Annotated in this window: 17 protein-coding genes and 2 tRNA genes; 4 read left to right on the plus strand and 15 right to left on the minus strand. The window is 49.8% G+C overall.

Annotation, left to right across the window (positions count from 1 at the left end; translation table 11 throughout):
• Position 1 precedes the first annotated feature (1 nt).
• From AC3OH0_RS05090 to AC3OH0_RS05110, 5 genes are all read right to left on the minus strand, one after another.
• Positions 2-490 carry a 30S ribosomal protein S13 gene (locus AC3OH0_RS05090; protein WP_498345002.1) on the minus strand — a complete coding sequence of 163 codons (489 nt, stop codon included), beginning with the start codon at positions 488-490 and terminating at the stop codon, positions 2-4.
• A 129-nt stretch (positions 491-619) separates the two neighbouring features.
• A tRNA-Ser gene (locus AC3OH0_RS05095) sits at positions 620-719 on the minus strand.
• A 105-nt stretch (positions 720-824) separates the two neighbouring features.
• Positions 825-1,136 carry a 30S ribosomal protein S10 gene (gene rpsJ / locus AC3OH0_RS05100; RefSeq protein WP_013130251.1) on the minus strand — a complete coding sequence of 104 codons (312 nt, stop codon included), beginning with the start codon at positions 1,134-1,136 and terminating at the stop codon, positions 825-827.
• 63 nt (positions 1,137-1,199) lie between these two features.
• Positions 1,200-2,516 (minus strand): translation elongation factor EF-1 subunit alpha, encoded by a 1,317-nt coding sequence (tuf, locus tag AC3OH0_RS05105; RefSeq protein ID WP_498345003.1) that lies wholly within the window; start codon positions 2,514-2,516, stop codon positions 1,200-1,202.
• A 207-nt stretch (positions 2,517-2,723) separates the two neighbouring features.
• Positions 2,724-3,338 (minus strand): 30S ribosomal protein S7, encoded by a 615-nt coding sequence (locus AC3OH0_RS05110; protein WP_498345004.1) that lies wholly within the window; start codon positions 3,336-3,338, stop codon positions 2,724-2,726.
• 118 nt (positions 3,339-3,456) lie between these two features.
• On the opposite strand from AC3OH0_RS05110, the gene AC3OH0_RS05115 reads away from it, so the two are divergent.
• Complete coding sequence (locus AC3OH0_RS05115) at positions 3,457-3,945, plus strand: bifunctional nuclease family protein (RefSeq protein ID WP_498345005.1); 489 nt, start codon at positions 3,457-3,459, stop codon at positions 3,943-3,945.
• 31 nt (positions 3,946-3,976) lie between these two features.
• Here AC3OH0_RS05115 and AC3OH0_RS05120 read toward each other — a convergent pair whose 3' ends face one another.
• The 10 genes from AC3OH0_RS05120 to AC3OH0_RS05165 all read right to left on the minus strand — a co-directional run bounded on the left by AC3OH0_RS05120 (position 3,977) and on the right by AC3OH0_RS05165 (position 14,685).
• Complete coding sequence (locus AC3OH0_RS05120; protein WP_013130255.1) at positions 3,977-4,423, minus strand: 30S ribosomal protein S12; 447 nt, start codon at positions 4,421-4,423, stop codon at positions 3,977-3,979.
• 56 nt (positions 4,424-4,479) lie between these two features.
• Positions 4,480-4,926 (minus strand): NusA-like transcription termination signal-binding factor, encoded by a 447-nt coding sequence (locus AC3OH0_RS05125; protein WP_498345006.1) that lies wholly within the window; start codon positions 4,924-4,926, stop codon positions 4,480-4,482.
• The gene (locus AC3OH0_RS05130) at positions 4,919-5,248 is read right to left on the minus strand and encodes a 50S ribosomal protein L30e (protein WP_193436248.1); all 330 of its coding nucleotides are present in this window, start codon (positions 5,246-5,248) and stop codon (positions 4,919-4,921) included. The genes AC3OH0_RS05125 and AC3OH0_RS05130 overlap by 8 nt, the downstream gene beginning before the upstream one ends.
• Positions 5,245-6,429: a DNA-directed RNA polymerase subunit A'' gene (rpoA2, locus tag AC3OH0_RS05135; RefSeq protein WP_193436844.1), complete on the minus strand. Its 1,185-nt coding sequence runs from the start codon at positions 6,427-6,429 to the stop codon at positions 5,245-5,247. Before rpoA2 ends, AC3OH0_RS05130 begins: the two co-directional genes overlap by 4 nt.
• A 38-nt stretch (positions 6,430-6,467) precedes the next feature.
• Complete coding sequence (locus AC3OH0_RS05140) at positions 6,468-9,113, minus strand: DNA-directed RNA polymerase subunit A' (RefSeq protein WP_193436247.1); 2,646 nt, start codon at positions 9,111-9,113, stop codon at positions 6,468-6,470.
• 4 nt (positions 9,114-9,117) lie between these two features.
• A complete protein-coding gene (locus AC3OH0_RS05145) occupies positions 9,118-12,606 on the minus strand; it encodes a DNA-directed RNA polymerase subunit B (protein ID WP_193436843.1) in 3,489 nt (1,162 codons plus the stop codon).
• Positions 12,607-12,611: 5 nt separating this feature from the next.
• Positions 12,612-12,875, minus strand: a complete 264-nt coding sequence (locus AC3OH0_RS05150) for a DNA-directed RNA polymerase subunit H (protein ID WP_193436246.1) — start codon at positions 12,873-12,875, stop codon at positions 12,612-12,614.
• A 118-nt stretch (positions 12,876-12,993) separates the two neighbouring features.
• Positions 12,994-13,067 (minus strand) — tRNA-Ala (locus AC3OH0_RS05155).
• A gap of 38 nt (positions 13,068-13,105) precedes the next feature.
• Entirely contained in the window at positions 13,106-13,939 is an 834-nt protein-coding gene (locus tag AC3OH0_RS05160; protein WP_498345007.1) for a mechanosensitive ion channel family protein, read from the minus strand.
• 2 nt (positions 13,940-13,941) lie between these two features.
• Entirely contained in the window at positions 13,942-14,685 is a 744-nt protein-coding gene (locus tag AC3OH0_RS05165) for a DUF432 domain-containing protein (RefSeq protein WP_498345008.1), read from the minus strand.
• A gap of 95 nt (positions 14,686-14,780) precedes the next feature.
• Between AC3OH0_RS05165 and AC3OH0_RS05170 the strand changes: the two genes are divergently transcribed.
• The 3 genes from AC3OH0_RS05170 to AC3OH0_RS05180 are packed head-to-tail and all read left to right on the plus strand — an operon-like array spanning position 14,781 to position 18,464.
• Complete coding sequence (locus tag AC3OH0_RS05170) at positions 14,781-15,962, plus strand: Cdc6/Cdc18 family protein (RefSeq protein WP_498345009.1); 1,182 nt, start codon at positions 14,781-14,783, stop codon at positions 15,960-15,962.
• On the plus strand, positions 15,959-16,531 hold the full coding sequence (locus AC3OH0_RS05175) for an endonuclease dU (protein WP_498345010.1): 573 nt from the start codon (positions 15,959-15,961) through the stop codon (positions 16,529-16,531). Before AC3OH0_RS05170 ends, AC3OH0_RS05175 begins: the two co-directional genes overlap by 4 nt.
• Positions 16,532-16,571: 40 nt before the next feature.
• Entirely contained in the window at positions 16,572-18,464 is a 1,893-nt protein-coding gene (locus AC3OH0_RS05180) for a phosphoenolpyruvate carboxykinase (GTP) (protein WP_498345011.1), read from the plus strand.
• Positions 18,465-18,511: the final 47 nt, after the last annotated feature.

The raw sequence follows: 18,511 nt of genomic DNA on the forward strand, positions 1-18,511 counted from the left end.
ATCACCCCTGCTTAGACTGTTGCTGTTGTTGCTGACCCTGTCTCTTCTTTCTAACTCCAACAGTTACTCCTAGTCTTCCAGTAGTCCTAGTCCTCTGTCCTCGCACTTTCAAGCCGAGAGCATGCCTTACTCCGCGCCAGCTCTTCACCCTCTTCTCCCTCTCGATATCCTCCTTCACATAGTATATGAGCTCGGCGCCGACCAAGTGGAGGTCCTTCCCCGAAGCATAATCCTTCCTCCTGTTGAACATCCAGGATGGCAGTCCATAGGAGCTCGGGTTTTTCACTAGTGCTTCAATCTTCCTCACATCCTCGTCGGAGAGGTAACCGATCCTTGTGTTAGGGTCTAACCCTAGTATGCGCGTAATCGCGAGAGAGAAGGTGTAGCCTAACCCCTTAACCTCCGCTAGCCCGTATATTAGCGGGAGAGACCCGTCTATATCAGTCTCCAACACGCGTATGATCTGCCTGAAAGATTGCTGAACGCTCACTTCTCCCACCGCATAGTAAGCAGTATCCTTTAACTAACCATGTAGTAATCTGTTTTTAAGCTTATATCATATTTTAAAACTTACCCATCAAGCCCTAGGAAGCCCCTTAGGGTTAAACCATTGATTGAGCGCCGGGGGCGGGATTTGAACCCGCGCGCCCCGGAAGGGGCACTGGCTGACCGGGGAATATTCTCCAGGCCAGCCCCTTAGACCGCTCGGGCACCCCGGCACTGTTAAAAATATTAGGCAACAAGGAGCTTTAAAAATACCTTCCGGGATGGTGGTTTTAAAATACAGATTGCCCTTCTTCAAAACCCTTGTTTTAGTTTTAAAACTAGAGCTCTATCTCCATCCAAATCTCTGGTGGTACACGGATACGTATCAACTGCTTCATAACCCTCTCGTCCTCAGCAATGTATAGCAGTCTCTTGTGAATCCTCATCTCCCATTTCTCATACTTCTTCTTCCCCTCGCCATGGGGTAGTTTCAAAGTCCTTATCTTCAACTTCTTCGTGGGGAGGGGTATAGGCCCCTTCATGCCGACTCCAGTCTTCTTAACAATATCGGTTATCTTCCCTATGAAATCCTCGAGCACATCTATGTTCGTGCTCCAAATCTTTATCTTAACCATTCTCACCGTCGACATAAGCACCATCCTTTTAAGCAACCTGCTTAAAAACATAAGCGTTTTAGGGGTTTAAAAAAACCATTACTTCTTCTGCTGCTCTAAAATCTTAACATCTAATACCTGGCCAATACCTATAGTCTTGCCCATATCACGCATCGCGAATCTTCCCAGCGCCGGGAAGTCTGAGTACTTCTCTATCACCAGCGGCTTTATCGGCTTGAACTTCACGATAGCGGCATCACCCTGCTTCAGGAACTGCGGGTTCTTCTCAACCTCCTTACCGGTTCTCGGGTCGAGCTTGGCAACTATCTCCGTGATCCTGCACGCCACGCTAGCGGTGTGGACGTGGACCACTGGTGTGTAGCCAACGGTTATTGCTGTCGGATGCCACATCACGAAGATGCGGGCTGTGAACTCGTCTGACACTGTCGGCGGGTTCGTCGGATGCCCTGCTACATCTCCTCTCTTAATATCCTTGCGCTCAACGCCTCTCACGTTGAAGCCGATGTTGTCGCCCGGCTCAGCCTTCTCGATCTTCGTGTGATGTGTCTCAATGCTTCTTACCTCTCCGATCACGCCAGGCGGGTTGAATACTAGCTTGTCGCCAACCTTCAGTATCCCTGTTTCAACCCTTCCAACCGGGACTGTTCCAACACCGGAGATAGCGTAAACATCCTGGATGGGTATTCTCAAGGGCTTGTCAACAGGCTTGCTCGGAACCTCCAGCATGTCTAATGCTTCCACAAGGACTGGCCCAGTGTACCATGGCATGTTGGGGCTTCTCTCAATCAGGTTTTCACCAGTCCATGCTGAGACAGGTATGAACGGTATCTTCTCAATATTGTAGCCAAGGCTCTTCAAGAACTTGCCCAGGACCTCCTTAACCTCCTGGTACCTTTTCTCGCTGTATGGAGGCTCGGCAGCATCCATCTTGTTGATGGCAACGATCAGCTGGTTGATACCCATCGTTCTCGCGAGCAGGGCGTGCTCACGGGTCTGGCCCTCAGGGCTCATGCCAGCCTCGAACTCACCCTTCCTAGCACTCACCACTAGTATAGCAGCGTCAGCCTGGCTTGCACCGGTAATCATGTTTTTAACGAAGTCCCTGTGTCCGGGAGCATCGATAATGGTGAAGAAGTACTTCTTGGTCTCGAACTTCATGTATGATAGCGATATCGTTACTCCACGCTCACGCTCCTCCTTCATCCTGTCAAGGAGCCATGCGAACTTGAAGCTTTCCTTACCCATCTTCTTCGATTCTTCCTCGATCATTTGAATGGTTTTCTGGTCGAAGTACCCTAAACGGTAGAGTATGTGCCCAACCATGGTGCTTTTTCCATGGTCGACGTGCCCTATGATCACCAGGTTCAAATGTGGTTTTTGCGGCACAGAGCTCATTCGCACTCACCTGCTATCTTTATCATGTTCATTGAGTTTAATAAATTGAGTAAGTCTTTTTAAAATCTTTTTACAACTAACGCGCCCTCTCTGGGAAGCCTAATTGTGGACGAGGGTTAAGGCTTTATAATATAAAGTGCTTCATTGAAAAGTGGTTTGAAGCCTTGTGAGAATGGCTCCCGGGGATTGAAAAGAGGGTGGGAAACACTACCTGCTGCTTAAGGCTATTCTCTCAATTTCTTCCTTCTTCTGGATCGCGTAGCTCTTGGGGTCGTTGTTTGAAGCAGCTATTATCTCCTCTGCCAGGGCTTCCTCAATAGTGATCGGGTTGTCGAAGGCTTTCTCCCTTGCACCATCAGTTAAATGTCTAAGGGCTAGGTCAATCCTCCTCATAGGGGAAATGTCTACTGAGACGTGATATGAGATACCGCCGTACATGATCCTGGTTGTCTCCTCTCTCGGGGCTGCATTCTCGATTGCGCGGACAAGTACCTGCAACGGGTTCTGACCGGTTTTCAAATAGATGAGCTCGAAGGCTTTTTTAACAATATTGTAGGCGAGGTGCTTCTTACCCATGTTTTCTCCTGGACGCATAAGCTTGTTAATCAACCTTTCAACTATTGGCACCTCGGCTTTCCCAAACCTCCTGTGCTCATGCCTCCCGCCTGTGTGTGGAAGGATGTAGGGTTTGAGGCATATGTACTTCTTCAGGCTGGGATCCCTTACCTCGATGTTATCATAGGTCCACTTGCCGAAAAGCTTGACCTCGCTCAGCTTCACCACGTGTCCTTCACTAGCCAACGTAAACACCTGTATAACCATAAACAGTTTAACGGGCTTTTTAAAATTATTGCAGATTCACGCTTCCCCCACTAGTCTCAGAGCCTGATGATGGTTTATTAGACCATTTACTAATCAGGTTTTCCAGGAGGCATAGCCGTTGAAGCCGTCTTACCTTTTGGTCGAAAAGATATCGACGAGTCTTTTCGCCGGCGGAGAGGTTAGTCCACGCTTAATCCTCCACCTCGAGGATGGGAGGAGGTTTTACCTTGAAAACGTCTCCTACGACATCTTCGTCTCAATAAGGAGGAACCTTGAGGAAGAGGGTTTGGATGAGGAGCGATCCATGATCACCGATGTGATCGAGAGCGTTCCCGAGTTTATAGCCGCGTTGAGCAGGAATCTTAAACACGTTGTAATAGACAGCTTCAACCCTGACAAGGGGGTTTACAGCGCAACAGTGGAGTTTGTTAACGGAAAGTTTTCAACAAGGAGGAAGATGATCCCTAGCCACGCCATATACCTTGCAATAATAGCGGGTAAACCCGTCTACGTTAGCGAGGAGCTCGTGGATGAGCAGGAAAGGCTCTACAAGATTTTCGAGGAGCTCTCAAAGCTTGAGGATAGAGAAGATGATTTTGAAAAGTAGCTTTACGGCTTCAGCAAGTTAAAAGCTTAAACTACCTAACAGGCTTCTGCTTCTTACCCAGCCAGAGAGCTTTCAAAGATACCCCGTTAACCATTACCACCTTATACTTCACTCCGGGGATATCTCCTAGAGACCCTCCCATCGGGCCTCCAATACCTTCAATAACTACCTCATCGTGCTCGTCAATATAGTTGACTCCACCGTCCCACGGGACGAATGCTGTAACCACCTTGCCGTTTTTCACAAGCTGGACGCGGACACATTTTCTCAGGGCTGAGTTTGGCTTACGGGATTCTACTCCAACTTTTTCAAGAACTATTCCCCTAGCCATTGGCGCTCCTTCAAGCGGGTCCCTAATCTTGCCTTGCTGCTTAAGCATCCTGAGCTTGAAATCCCTCTGGCTCCACCTAAACTTGAGACGCTTTCTCTTCAGCTTCCTTGCCGCGTACATCCCGTATGGTGCTTTCTTGCCCGGCATGGTTTGATCCCTTAAATCTTCTTCTAGACTCAAATAGTTTCAAGTATTCTTAAATTTTATGCTATGATGAGAGAGTCGATGTTGAAGTGTCTTTTTAAAATAATCTTCGCTTTCTGAACGTTCCTGCCGTTTTTACCGATGGCGAGGCCCTTGTCCGATGGATCCACCGCCACGTAGACTACTTTCTCCCCGCCCGGTTTAGAGGTCACCTTGATCTCCTTTATCCTTGCAGGAGCAAGCGCGTACTTAACCTGCTCCTCAAGGTTGTCGCTGTAGCCGACTATTTCTATGTTCTTGTTCAAGATCTTCCTGAGTTTTTGAACAAAGAAGCCCTTGGGGCCTACGGCTTTTCCAACATCCTCGGGGTTGACCAGGAATATAACCCTGTTCTCAGACTCATCCATGATGCAGTCTCTGACGGTGGCGCCCGTGATCTCGTGTAGCAGTGCCATGTACCTAAACTCGTCAGGAGTTATCTTCACTTGACCCCTTTCCTTACTCATTACCCGATACCTCCTTGGCTAGGTCCAGGATGTTTGACTGGCCAGGGTCGATGATCACCATTGTTGAGACGCCGAAGGGTTTACCGATCAAAGCTCCCAGCTCGAAGTTTGTTCCAGGGAACTCTATGACAGGTATGTTGCTCAGCTTCGCATAGTATTTCAGGTCTCTCTTAACATGCGGTGGTGCGTTGGCCGCGATGACAGCGGCCTTGGCCTTTCCCAGCATGACGAGCTTCTTTGACTGGTTGAAACCGATCTTGAACTGGCCGGTTTTACTCAGGGTTTGAATAGCCTTAACCAGCTCCACAGTGGCAGTGCTCATTGCTCGCTCCCCTCTTTCTCCTCACTGGCTTCTGGTTTTATCAATGTTGGGAACATATAAATCTGAACCATTCCTGTTCCTACAGGAATGACTTGCCCCATTATAATATTTTCGGTAATGCCGTACAGCCTGTCCGACTCACCCATTGCGGCAGCCTCCAGGAGCTTCTGAACAGTCATCTCGAAGGTTGCCCTCGCCAGGACGCTCTGCTTCTCACCGGCTACACCCATTCTACCAACCTGCCTTATATGCCCTGTCCAAGTCATGATGTCGGCTAGCAGTATTATGTGCCTAGTGTCAACGTCCAAGCCTTGATCATCCAGGACATTCTTAATCTCCCTAATGATTGCAGCCCTAGCTGCCTCGATCCCGAGCACCCGTTCGATCTCGAACACGTTGTTGGTGTACAGCCTTTTATGGTCTATCCCTGGAATTTTCATGAGCTCTTCTAGATTGCTTCCCTCAGCTATTAGCACGTACTCGTTCCCTCTTTTCTGGATGATAACCTTCTTAATTCCTTTAACACCCTTCAGCTTGGTTGACAGGACCTTCTGCCTTATCTTCTCCGCTTTAACGTAGTCAACCTCTTCCTCGAACAATATCCTGATCACGAGCGGGTTGTCCTCGCTCCACTCAACCTCTCCAATATTTAACGACTTCAAGGTTTCAACCACTGTCTCAACAGCTATTCCCTTATCCGACAGCATCTCCTGGTCGAGCTCAATGTTCATTTCCGTGAGCTCTATGCTTACTCCCTTAGCAATGTTTTCTAGAAGCGTTGTCTCAATGGTTCTAGCTATCTCCTTAGCCTTCTCCTCATCATACTTGTGGTCATCGTCCAGGTATATCTCCGTAATAGGTGTTTCAGGCTTCTTCCTAGCATCAACGATCTCTATAAGCCTGGGGAGTCCCAGTGTGACGTTGTACTCTCTGAGACCAGCGTAGTGGAAGACTCTGAGGGTCATCTGGGTTGAGGGTTCTCCAAGGCTCTGAGCAGCGACTGTGCCAACAGCCTCGCCTGGCTCAATCATGGAGGACCTGTACCTTCTAATCACCTCGGATATTATTGCCTCAACCTCGTTCTCGTAGAGCTCTGTCTTATTCGTCAACTCGATGAGCTTGTCTCTAACCTCGTTGTACACCTGGGGGCTCACGTATCCTTCAAGCTTCTCCTTCAGTATTTTCTCGATCTCGCTCTTGGAAAGGGCTTTTAAGGAGCTCACAGCTTCCACCCCACTACCTTCTCAATCACCCTGTTAACATTCACTGCTTTCCCGTGATCGCTTCTCATCGGGTCGACGCCGTCTTCACCATATACTAATTGGACAAGCTCTCCAGAAGTAGCTCTCACCGTCCCATCATACTCTACCCTCAGGTCCTGCAACGCGTTTATCAGCCTCCTCTGCATGTACCCTGACTGGCTTGTTCTGACAGCTGTGTCTATCAAGCCTTCTCTTCCAGCAGCAGCGTGGAAGAACATTTCAAGGGCTTCAAGCCCGTTGACAAACCCGTTGGCTATGAAGCCTCTTGCCTCAGGCCCTATATCTTTCGGCTTGAAGTGTGGTAGCGACCTGTACAGGTAGCCTCTTGAAAGCCTCTTACCCCTTACTGTTTGCTGGCCTAGCAGGGCAGCCATCTGCGTGAGGTTGACAGGGTTGCCTCTCGCGCCGGTCCTAGCCATGATGACCACGGGGTTTGTGAGCGTGAAGTATGGTGTTATAGTGTCTGCGACATCGTCAAGCAACCTCTTCGACAGCAAGTCCACTATTTCATCCTCCAAAGTCTCCTCCGGTGTTTTACCAGGCCTCGGGGTGAGCTTACCCTGCTGGTAAACCTTTATCAACTCCTCCACACGGCTCTTCTTCTCCAGGATGATCTGCCTTATCCTCTCCCTAGCAGGCTCCGGCAGGGATAGGTGTGAGTAACCCATGGTGAGCCCGTATTTCTCACTGGCTCGTAGGAACATCTTGTATACTTTATCCTTGAACAACCTCCCTATGTCTTCACCGTACTCTTTTATCAACCAGTGGACAAGGCTTTCAGGCTCCTCCCTTCCAATGCTTGCCTTGTCCAGCACACCTTCAAGGAGAACGCCTTTCTTAATGATCACGATGCTGTCGTGCGGGCAGTCCTCGTCAACACATCTTAGGGCTGAAGCCCCGGCTAGCTTGGAGTTCCTCTTATAGTTTAAGTCTTTAGGCAGGAAGACCGAGACCAGTTGCTTCCCGGTCCAGTACTCCTTCGGCTTCAGAATCGCCGGCTCCGGTATTGCCTCGTAATAGCCTGCAACCCCAAGTAGCTCGGCAACCTCCTCCTTTCTCAGGATTGTTGACTTGCTCGTTAAGACGAAGGCACCGCTGATATAGTCTTGGAGACCTCCTATTATCGGGCCGCCGTACCTGGGTGTCAGAATGTGCTTCTCAACAAGCATTAGAAGCCTTGCCTCAGCCCTTGCCTCCTCGCTCTGCGGGACGTGAAGGTTCATCTCGTCCCCGTCGAAGTCAGCGTTGTAGGGTGGGCATACGAGAACGTTCAACCTCAACGTCTTATACGGGAGAACCCTTACCACGTGCGCCATCACCGATATCCTGTGCAACGATGGCTGCCTGTTGAACAATACTATGTCTCCGTCAAGCAGGTGTCTCTCAACAATGTATCCCGGGGCGAGGGATTCCGCGGCGGCTTTCCTGTCAACGTATTTCAGGCTTATCTTCCTGCCATCCGGCCTTACAACGTAGTTTGCGCCAGGCCACTTATCAGGCCCGTTTAAAACCAGCTTTCGCATCTCCTCAATATTCCATGGTGTAACCCTCTCAGGTATTGTCAATATCTTCGCCACAACCTCTGGGACTCCTACCTCGTTAATGCTTAGGTTGGGGTCTGGGCTGACCACGGTTCTAGCGGAGAAGTCAACCCTTTTGCCTCTTAGGTTTCCACGGAACCTGCCCTCCTTGCCCTTCAACCTCTGGGCAATGCCTTTCAAGGTCTTACCGCTTCTGTGCTTCGCCACAGGTATGCCTGGGGCTTCGTTGTCGAAGTATGTTGTGATATGGTATTGTAGAAGCTCCCATTCATCCTCCACTATCGCGCTCGGCGCCCCGCTCTCCACATGCTCCTTCAACCTCGTGTTAACCCTTATAATGTCGACAAGCTTGTGTGTCAGGTCGTCCTCGCTCCTAATACCTGTTTCCAGCAGTACTGAAGGACGCACTGTTCGCGGAGGCACCGGCAAGACTGTTAGAACCATCCACTCAGGCCTCGCCTCCTCAGGGTTCCCGCCTAGAAGCCTTACATCCTCATCCGGAATCTTCTCCAGCCTCACCCTGATGTCCGTGGGCCACAGCTTCTCCAGCCCTGTCTCCTTCTGCTCGTAGAAGGAGTGCGGCTTATCCAGCTTGTACCTGTACTGTTTCGCCCCGCAATGAGGGCACTTCACCGCAACGCTTGCCTTCCTCTTAACGTACTCGTAGAATCGTTTAAGCAGGTAGATCAGGTTGAGCTCTTCAAGCTCCCTCATCAATGCCAGGTATTCCTGCCTCTCATTCTCAGGTATTTTAATCCTGCCGCATTCCCTGCAGGTCGCTTTCAAATACATTAATATGTGCTTAGCGAATCCCGCGTGGATAACGGGTTTCGTAAGCTCTATGTGTCCGAAGTGCCCGGGGCACGAGTCCCTGGTGTTTCCGCAAACCGGGCATGTCTCCCCTGGCTCAATGGCTCCAAGCCTCTTATCCATTACTCCCCCGTCTATGGGGGCTCCATCGTTATCGTAAACGTCTGAGGTTATGATCTGTGTGACGCTCAGCTTCCTAATCTCCTCCGGTGAGAGGAGGCCGAACCTTATCTCTGAAACCCTGTTAACCATTCCATCACACCTCCTTCCTCACGTCCTTGACAACAAGCCTCGGCTTAACCCCGAAGCTCATCAGCTCCTGGAGCAGGAGTTTGAACGCGTAGGATATTTCAACAGGTTTCAGAGAACCCTTCTCCTTATGTATTGGACACAGGTATTTACCCTTGTTCCTATCATACCATCCAATATGCCCACAGATCTCGCAGACGTAGACCCTGGTTATGTCGCTCCTGTCGAGGATAGTTTCTCTTAGAAGCAGGGAGGTACCGTGTCCTACTAGGCAGTCAACCTCCATCTCACCCCATCTCAGCCCGCCGGCTCTTGAGCGGCCCTCGGTTGGTTGCCTGGTTAGTATTTGAACAGGGCCTCTTGCCCTGGCGTGGACTTTGTCGCTGACCATGTGGTGAAGCTTCTGATAGTAGACTATGCCGATGAACACCGGGGATTCAATCATCTCGCCAGTCCTACCATCATACATTACCTCCTCTCCCGTGGGTAGGTAGCGGTGCCTCTTCAACACTATTTCAAGCTCTTTAACAGGGGTTTTATGGAATGGTGTAGCGTCTACAACCCTCCCCTCCAGGGCAGCGACTTTCCCGGCTATGCTTTCAATCAACTGGCCAACTGTCATACGGCTTGGGAAGGCGTGCGGGTTTATGACGAGGTCTGGGACAACTCCTTCCTCTGTGAAAGGCATGTCGTACTGTGGAACCAGTAGTCCCAGCACTCCTTTCTGACCATGTCTCGAAGCAAACTTGTCCCCAAGCTCGGGAATCCTTAGATCTCTCACGCGTACTTTGACAAGCTTGTTTCCCTCACTATCGGTTGTTATGAGGACGGTGTCGACAACGCCTTTCTCCTCATGCCTCATGACCACGCTGGTATCCTGCTTCGTCAGCCCGGCTCCAAGCATGTACTCCTGGGCTCCAAGGAATCTTGGAGGACTTATCTTCCCTACGAGGACATCGCCGCCTGCGACCTGGGTCTCAGGGGCTACGATACCATCCTCCTCCAGCTTCTCATATGCCCTTAGCCCTCTGTATCCTCTAATGTTGGTTGGAGGTATAACTATCTCGTCCTGCTGACCACCCATGTACTTGTATTCAACCGTTGAGTAGAGCCTGAAGAACGTGCTTCTCGCAAGCCCCCTGTCAGCACTGCTCTTGTTCATGATGAGCGCGTCCTCAATATTGTACCCTGTGAACGTTAACACTGCTACTACCATGTTCTGCCCTGCGGGGCGCTCATTATACCCTATAACCTCCATCGAGCGAGTCTGCACAAGCGGTTTCTGCGGGTAGTGGAGGAAGTGCCCCCTTGTATCCATTCTCTTCTGGAAGTTCGCGGAGTAGAGTCCCAGGCTCTGCTTAGCCATTGCAGCCTGGTACATGTTTCTCGGGCTCTGGTTGTGCTCGGGATAGGGGATTATCGATGCTGTTATGCCGAGTATAGCCGGTATCCAGATCTCGACATGCGTGTGCTCCGGCGTGATATTGTCGATTGAGAGAGCGATGTAAGCGTTCTCCTCCTCGTCAGGATCCAGGTACTCTATAATCCCCTTGTTCACAAGGTCTTCGAAGCTTATCTCACCCTTTCTAAGCTTCTCCAGGTGGGTGCGTGTGAGTTTAACCTCTCCCTTCTCAACAACCAGCAGGGGCCTCCTAATCCTGCCCGGGTCTGTGTTCACATAGACTTCGTCGAGATACTCTGTTTTAATATGGGCTATGTTAACCTCGGTGCTGAGCTTGCCCTGTCTCCTCATCTTCCTTAGCTCTTTGACAAGCTCCTCCCCGTTTGGATGGTAGCCGATCAACCTCCCGTTAAGGTATACCTTGCTCCAGCCTCCGTACTCGCTGGGTAGTTCGCCGTATTTTCTAACAGCTTCCTTCACCTCGTCCAGTATACCCTTCACTGTCTTACCGGTTGCCTTGTCGGTTATCGTTATCAAAGGCTTAACCTGGTGCTTGTAGAGTATGGGCTCTACCTCTGACTCGGGGATACCCACGCTGACGTTAACCATTAAAGCAAGGTTTTTAACGAGACCGATGTTAGCTCCTTCAGGTGTTTCAAACGGGCACATCCTGCCCCATTGAGTCCCGTGGAGCTCTCTGGCCTCGAAGTGGGGTTGACCTCTCGAAAGCGGTGACACAACCCTTCTTAAATGGCTTAGAGTGCTGAGCATGTTGGTCCTGTCAAGTAGCTGGCTGACGCCTGTTTTACCGCCGGGCCAGTTCCCAGTTGCCATTGCGTGGAGAATCCTATCGGTTATCACGCTGGGTTTTATAACCATTTTGAGATCTAGTCTCCTGTTCTTCGCCAGGTACTTCTCAGCGCTTTCTTTCAAATCCCGGGTGAAAGCCAGTAGTGCAGTTCTTAGGAGGACGGAGAGGAGGTCTCCAGCCAGCTTAAGCCTCTTATTCCTGTAATGGTCCTTGTCATCCGGCTCCCTGAACCCTAGGTGGAGCTCGATTATTCTAGAAATCATCTGCCCGATGAAAACAGCCTTCTTAATCCTTGTCTCAGGGCTTGGATCAGTCCCTATGTGCGGGAGGAGGTTTTCATCCAGTGCTCTCTGCGCTCTCCTTATTCTCTCCTCCCTAGGCCTGCCTATCGCTATTCTTGAGCCTATGTAGTCTAAAGCTTCCTCAATCTCCTTCTCCTTTATCTCCCTTAGTACTCGCTCCTCCTCCTCGGGGGAGAGTCCCTCGGGGATAGGCTCTCTCGGAAAGATCTTCGAAACCTCCTGTATCGAGGGGAACAGGTGTAGCTGAATATCTGAGTTGAGGCTGACAGCGTAGAGGATTTCATCCTCTCCAACCAGCCCCAGAGCCTTCATCAACACGATCACGGGTATTTTATGCCCCTGGAAGTTAGCGTAGAATGTTCCATCCTTCCTCCGCTCTATGACGAGCTGGGATCTCTTGCCTTTTGAAACACTTATTATCTTAGCTAAATGAGTGTAGGACGACCCCTCCGGCGCCACGTCCGTGATAATGTTGTTGCTCGCCAGGTCTTCCTGAGCAACCAGCACCTTCTCGCTACCGTTTATTATGAAGTAGCCGCCGGGATCCTTCGGGTCCTCCCCGATAGATGTTAACTCCTCAGGAGTCATCTTGCTCAACGGGTCGATACTGGATTTCAGCATCACCGGTAGATCCATCAGCTTTAACTCCTGCTCCTTAGACCTCCCGGTTTCATCAACATACTTTATCCTAACCATTACGGGAGCAGCGTAAGTGAGGTTTCTCAGCCTACACTCCATCGGCGTCTTCTCCTCAGGTATCCCTTCAAGAGTTATCCACTTCGGCTCCTCAATGCGGTAGTCGACAATAGTGATCTTCACGTCCTCGGTGATAGGGATTTCCTTAAACTCCTTCAACATCTCCGGCAGGAGCTCGCGGATAAACCTGTCGTAACTGTCAAGGTGCTGTCTTACAAGCCCTTTCTCCTCGAAATACTTCTTCATAACGAGCCATAGATCTTCAACTGTTAACTGGGCTGCCATGGGCCTCAAGCCTCCGTTTTCTTGGTAACATCAACGACTACATACCTGTATGCTATTGAAGTCCCAGCGGTAGGGCTCTTCCTATATATCCTTATGATATCCCCCGGCTTAGCACCGATCGCCTTGACAACGGGGTCGTCGATGGAGATCCAGGGGAGTTGCCAAGGATGGAGTCCAAGCCTTTTCAAAACCTCAGCGGCTTCCTTAGGGTCGAGAACTTCATGCTTTGGCACTAGCTCGTGTTCCAGAATATTAATTCTCTTCTTCATGATAAGCACCTTAAACAGGGCGAGCTAATCATGCTCTCCTTGGTTTAACAAGTTTAGACGGATTTTTAAAAATATCGCTTTAACTCCCTATAAATATGTCTCTTTAATGGGAAAGAAGTGGACCGGCCGGGAGTTGAACCCGGGACCTCTCGGATGCCAACCGAGCGCTCTTCCAGGCTGAGCTACCGGCCCGTCAAAACTTAGATAAGTTTTTACCAGGTTTATAAGGTTTAACCACTCCCTTCCTCCTTCTTGAGCGTGACAGGGGTTTTAATCCAGACATCCAGCTGTGGGAACGGTATTGAAACCCCTGCCTGGTCTAGCGATTTCTTAATCTTCCACAACAGGTCTTTCGTGACAGGGTAGACGAGTGTTCTCGGCACCCATACCCTGACGGTGATGACCACTCCGCTGTCTCCGAGCTTTGACACGAAGATGTCTGGGGCAGGGTCGGCTAACACGTAGGGGTGATTATCCACAGCATCCTTTATCACACTGTAGGCTTTCTCAGCATCCTCGCTGTAAGCTATTGAAACCGTGAACTCAAGCCTTCTCGCAACTGCTTTACTGTAGTTTTGAATAACGGTTGATAGGAGCTGGCTGTTAGGCATGGTTACCAGTACTCCGTCGAACGTCCTTATCTTGGTAAACATTAATGAGACCTCGACAACTTCCCCCATAGTATTCCCTATTGAAACAACTTCCCCTTGCTGAATGATTCTTTCAGCCATTACGTAGAGGCCGGCGAAGAAACTTGCCATTAAGGGTTGCAATGCCACACCGACTATTATGCCTGCGAACCCTCCGGCTATTATCAAGCCAGTTAGCTCTATCCCCAGGTATCCTAGGGCTGTGGATAAGGCTATAAGCAATACTACATAGTAGATTATTTTGGAGACAATGCTTGCGATGTTTCTAGCGTAGAAGCGTATGCCTATCTTGAAGACCATTCTGCGAATGACTAAGGCTACGAAGTACCCTATGCTGAATATGATGAGTGCGATTATGATGCTGAGGAGCTGAGGATTTTTGAGAAAGCCTAAAACTGGTTCGAGAAGACTCATGATTAATACCCCCAAAGCATCTCAGTGCTCAAGGTTCTCAATAGCCCTTTAAACTCCTCGGGCTCTTCAAGTTCAGTGCACTCTTTACACGGCTTCTCCTCGTAGAGGACTGATGCGTGCTCGCTGGAGTTTAAGACCATTTTAATGTCTTGGGTGTAACACTTCCATGTCCCTGGGATGTAAAATATTTTCAACGGCTTAGCATCCAAGAGTATTTTAGACACGTTGGCGAAATCCTGCGTCTTGTTCACTATTAACACTCTCGTCAAGCAATGCCTCTCCAACGGCTCCACCGTGTCCTCGGCCACTGGCTCAGCTTTCACGAGCCTGGCTATGTAGCCTGCGGCCTCAACAGAGGATATTACCGGTCCATACAGGGCGTATTTATAGTTTGAATGCAACGGCACCAGGTCGATCAGCTGGTAGAAGTCCCCGCTGTACGCGTACAGTGCTAAGTCGACGGGTAGCTGTAGCTGGATTCTCAACGAGGATTTAGGGCTTAGCACAACAGGTTTTGAAAACGCTACTAGTATGTAGCCTGTTATAAATGAGGGATAGAATAGTGAGTAAGTGGGTCTGGTTTCAACCACAGCGTTCTTGTCGAGAATGGCTTCCTTAACGTCTCCTTTCATGCTTCGGCGGTATTTCAAATGGTTTTCGAAACGCTCAACCTTTATGAAAGCCTCGCCGACTTCTAAAGAATCCTTGACCACTAAACCGTACATCCCGCTCTTCCTCTTAAACACTATGTTTTAATCTTTATTAGGTTAATGCTTTATAACGAAACCTTCACGGATTATTTGTTGGTCGAGTTGAAGCACCCCTGTTTCAGTGATTAGTCATGAGTGAAATAATAGATGACTTAATAAAGAAGACGGGCGCCGTCTCGAAAATCTTCATGGATAGGGAGGTTCTACAGCCTGACTATGTGCCTGACACTCTCCCCCACAGGGAGAGCGAGATCAGGAGGCTCGCGGAGCACTTGATCGTTGTCGCCCGCGGGGTTAGGCCGAGCAATGTGTTAATCTACGGTTTAACTGGAACCGGTAAAACAGCTGTTGCAAGATATGTGGTTAGGAAGATTGTTGAGAAATCAGCCTCGCTTGGAACGAAGCTGAAAGACGCTTACGTCAACACTAGAAAGGTGGATACGACTTACAGGGTTATAGCTGAGATTGCAAGGCAACTTGGACTCATGATCCCCTACACGGGTTTAGCGGTCAGCGAGGTCTACAGGAGGTATGTTAACGCGCTGGAGAACTGGGGAGGCCTCCACGTGGTAATACTTGACGAGATAGACTACTACGTAAGGAGGGAGGGGGATGACCTCCTCTACAAGCTTGTCAGGATAAACGAGGAGCTTTCCAGTTCGAAAGTGGTTTTAATCGGGATAACCAACGACATCAACTTCGTTGAAAACCTGGATCCAAGGGTGAGGTCGAGTCTTGGAGAGGTTGAAATGGTTTTTCCACCATACAATGCTGAGCAATTATACACTATTCTGAAGCAGAGGGCTGAGAAAGCATTCGTCCCCGGAGCGATAAGCGACGGGGTAATCTCCTTCTGCGCGGCAATAGCTGCCAGGGAGCATGGGGACGCTAGGAGAGCCCTGGACCTGCTGAGGGTTGCTGGGGAAATAGCCGAAAGGGAGGATGCAACGGAGGTCACTGTAGAGCATGTTAGGAAAGCGTCTGTTGAAATAGAGGAGGGAAGGGTTTACCAAACAGTCTCCTTCCTACCTCTCCATCAGAAACTTGTTTTGAAAGAGATTCTTGAAATAGTGAAGAACAAGGGTTCGGCGACTACCGGGGAAGTGTATCTCGCCTACGTGAACAGGGCTAGAGAACTCGGGTATGAGCCGCTGACTCAGCGCAGGGTCAGCGAGATCATATCTCAGCTAGACATGATGGGCCTTGTCCTGGCTGAAGTGGTTAACAGGGGCAGGCGTGGAGTTACAAAAATGATAAAGGTTAAGCCGGATATTATGAAGAATATTGAGGAAGCGTTGAAGGATTTAGGATGAGGGTTGAAGGCTTCGACGACGGCTTCTTCCCCGTTGATTTCAAAGGGAAGAAGGGAACCACCGTTATAGCGGGGGTTGAACTCGACGGTAACGTTGTAACGAGAATAGGGTATGGAACCGTCATGGTCGACGCGAGGGATTCTGAACGCGTTGTAGCAGGCTTGTCGAAGCTCATGACGGGTGAGCTCGTCTTTCTCGACGGCGTCACCTACTCAGGGTTCGATGTTGTGGACCCTGAAAACGTTCACTCTGAAACCGGTAAGCCTGTGATAGTGGTTCAACACTATCCTTTAAACCTGGACAGGATAAGGAAGGCCCTTGTCAAGCATTTCCCCGACTGGGCGGAAAGGTTCAGAGTCATCAACAAGGTTGCATCATCAATGACTTATGTTGAAACACCTTGGAAACCCGTCCTCATATACCCCGTTGGATTATCGCTTGACAAGGCTGTTGAACTGTATAAGAAGAACTGTATTTACAGCCCCATCCCGGAGGCTTTAAGAATTGCGGACATGGTTGCCTCAAACATCTCGAGGGTTAGACTTCTCAATAAAGACTCATTTTTATAACAAGTAATTGATTTCATATTAAACTGGGTGCTTAATTCTTATGGAGACGCAGGGGTTTTGCACTGAGTCTTTGAACGCTCTAAAACCGTACATAAGTAGCAGGGAGCTCGGAAAGCTGGCAAGGATTAAGGATTGTAGCCTGGTTGAATGGATAAGGCAGGTTGTGGAGCACTTGAAGCCCTCGTCAATCTTCATTAACACGGGTTCAGAGGAGGATTTAGACTATATTCGCAGGAGAGCAGTAGAGAATAAGGAGGAATATGTTTCCAGCTACAATCAGCTTCACACTGTTCACTTCGACGGCGTGAGGGATCTGGCAAGGGACAGGGGTAATACGAAAATCATGACTGGGAAAGGGGTTAAAATACCTCTGGTTAACAGCGGAGAACGCGAGGAGTTGAAGAAGGAGGTTTGGGAGATTTACCGCGACATAATGAGAGGTAAGGAAATGTTCATAGGCTTCTACTGCTTCGGCCCCAGGGGCTCTCCGTTCACGCTCTACGGTGTTCAAGTAACAGACTCCGCCTACGTGGTTCACAGCGAGAACATTCTCTACAGGGTTTGCTACGATGAGTTCACGCGTAGCGACAGAATCGAGTACATGAGGTTTCTGCATAGTTCAGGGGAAAGGGATGAGAATGGCTGGAGCAAGGATATATCGAAGAGAAGGATCTACATCGACCCCGAGGAAATGATAACCTATAGCGTCAACACTCAGTACGCTGGGAACACCGTGGGGTTGAAAAAACTATCACTCAGGCTCTGCGTTTACAAAGGATTCAGGGAGGGGTGGCTCTGCGAGCACATGTTCATAGTAGGTATGGAGGGTAGTGGGGACAGGGTTGCATACTTCACAGGAGCCTTTCCAGCTGGATGCGGTAAAACCTCAACAGCGCTCATCGCCGACCTCGTAGTAGGCGATGACCTAGCTATTATAAGAAATGTTGACGGAGTGGCGAGAGCCGTAAACCCCGAGGTGGGAATGTTCGGGATAATCGACGGCGTCAACCCTGTTGATGACGCGGAGATTTACAAGATATTGACCTCCAGGACCAGTGAGGTAGTATTCGCGAACGTGCTGTACACTGAGGACGGGGATGTATGGTGGAATGGGAAGGAGGGCGCTCCAAAGCCAGGGATTAACTATGCTGGCAAGTGGTGGCCGGGCAAGAGGGATGAGAACGGAAACCCTATTCCGCCCTCCCACCCCAATGCGAGGTTTACTACAAGCATATTCTATCTCAGCAAGGTTGATCCCAGGATCAACGATCCAATGGGCGTCCCAGTCTCTGGCATGATCTTTGGCGGGAGGGACTCTGACACGTGGGTGCCTGTTGAGGAAGCATTTGACTGGTTCCATGGAATAGTCACAAAGGGGGCGTCGTTAGAGTCGGAAAGAACCACCGCGGTTCTTGGTCAGGCAGGAGTGAGGGAGTTCAACCCGTTCGCAATCCTGGACTTCCTATCAATCTCCCCTGGCGCTTTCATAGACCTTCACTTCCGGTTTGCGAGAGAGCTTTCATCGTCTCCAAAAGTTTACGGGGTCAACTATTTCCTGAGGGGTGAGGATGGCAGGTTCCTGACGGAGAAGGTTGATAAAAGGGTTTGGCTACGGTGGATGGAGAAGAGGGTTCACGGCGAGCTTGATGCTGTGGAAACGCCGACAGGCTACATACCGATATACAGTGACCTCGTTGACTTGTTCAACAAGGAGCTGGGCAAGGAGTTTCCTGAGAGTCTCTACGAGAAGCTGTTCACGGTTAGGGTGAAGCAGCACTTGGATAAGATTGAGAGGATATGGAGGATTTACGCTGAAATACCGGAAACTCCCGCACTATTCTTCAGTATTCTCAAGGAGGAGAAGCAGCGGCTTGTTAACGCAAGAAACAGGTTTGGAGACTTCATAAGCCCGTTCAGGCTTGACCGTGCGTGATTTTGAAGATAAGGGTATGCGGGCCCGCCGGGATTTGAACCCGGGAC

Source organism: Thermosphaera sp., from assembly GCF_059755995.1.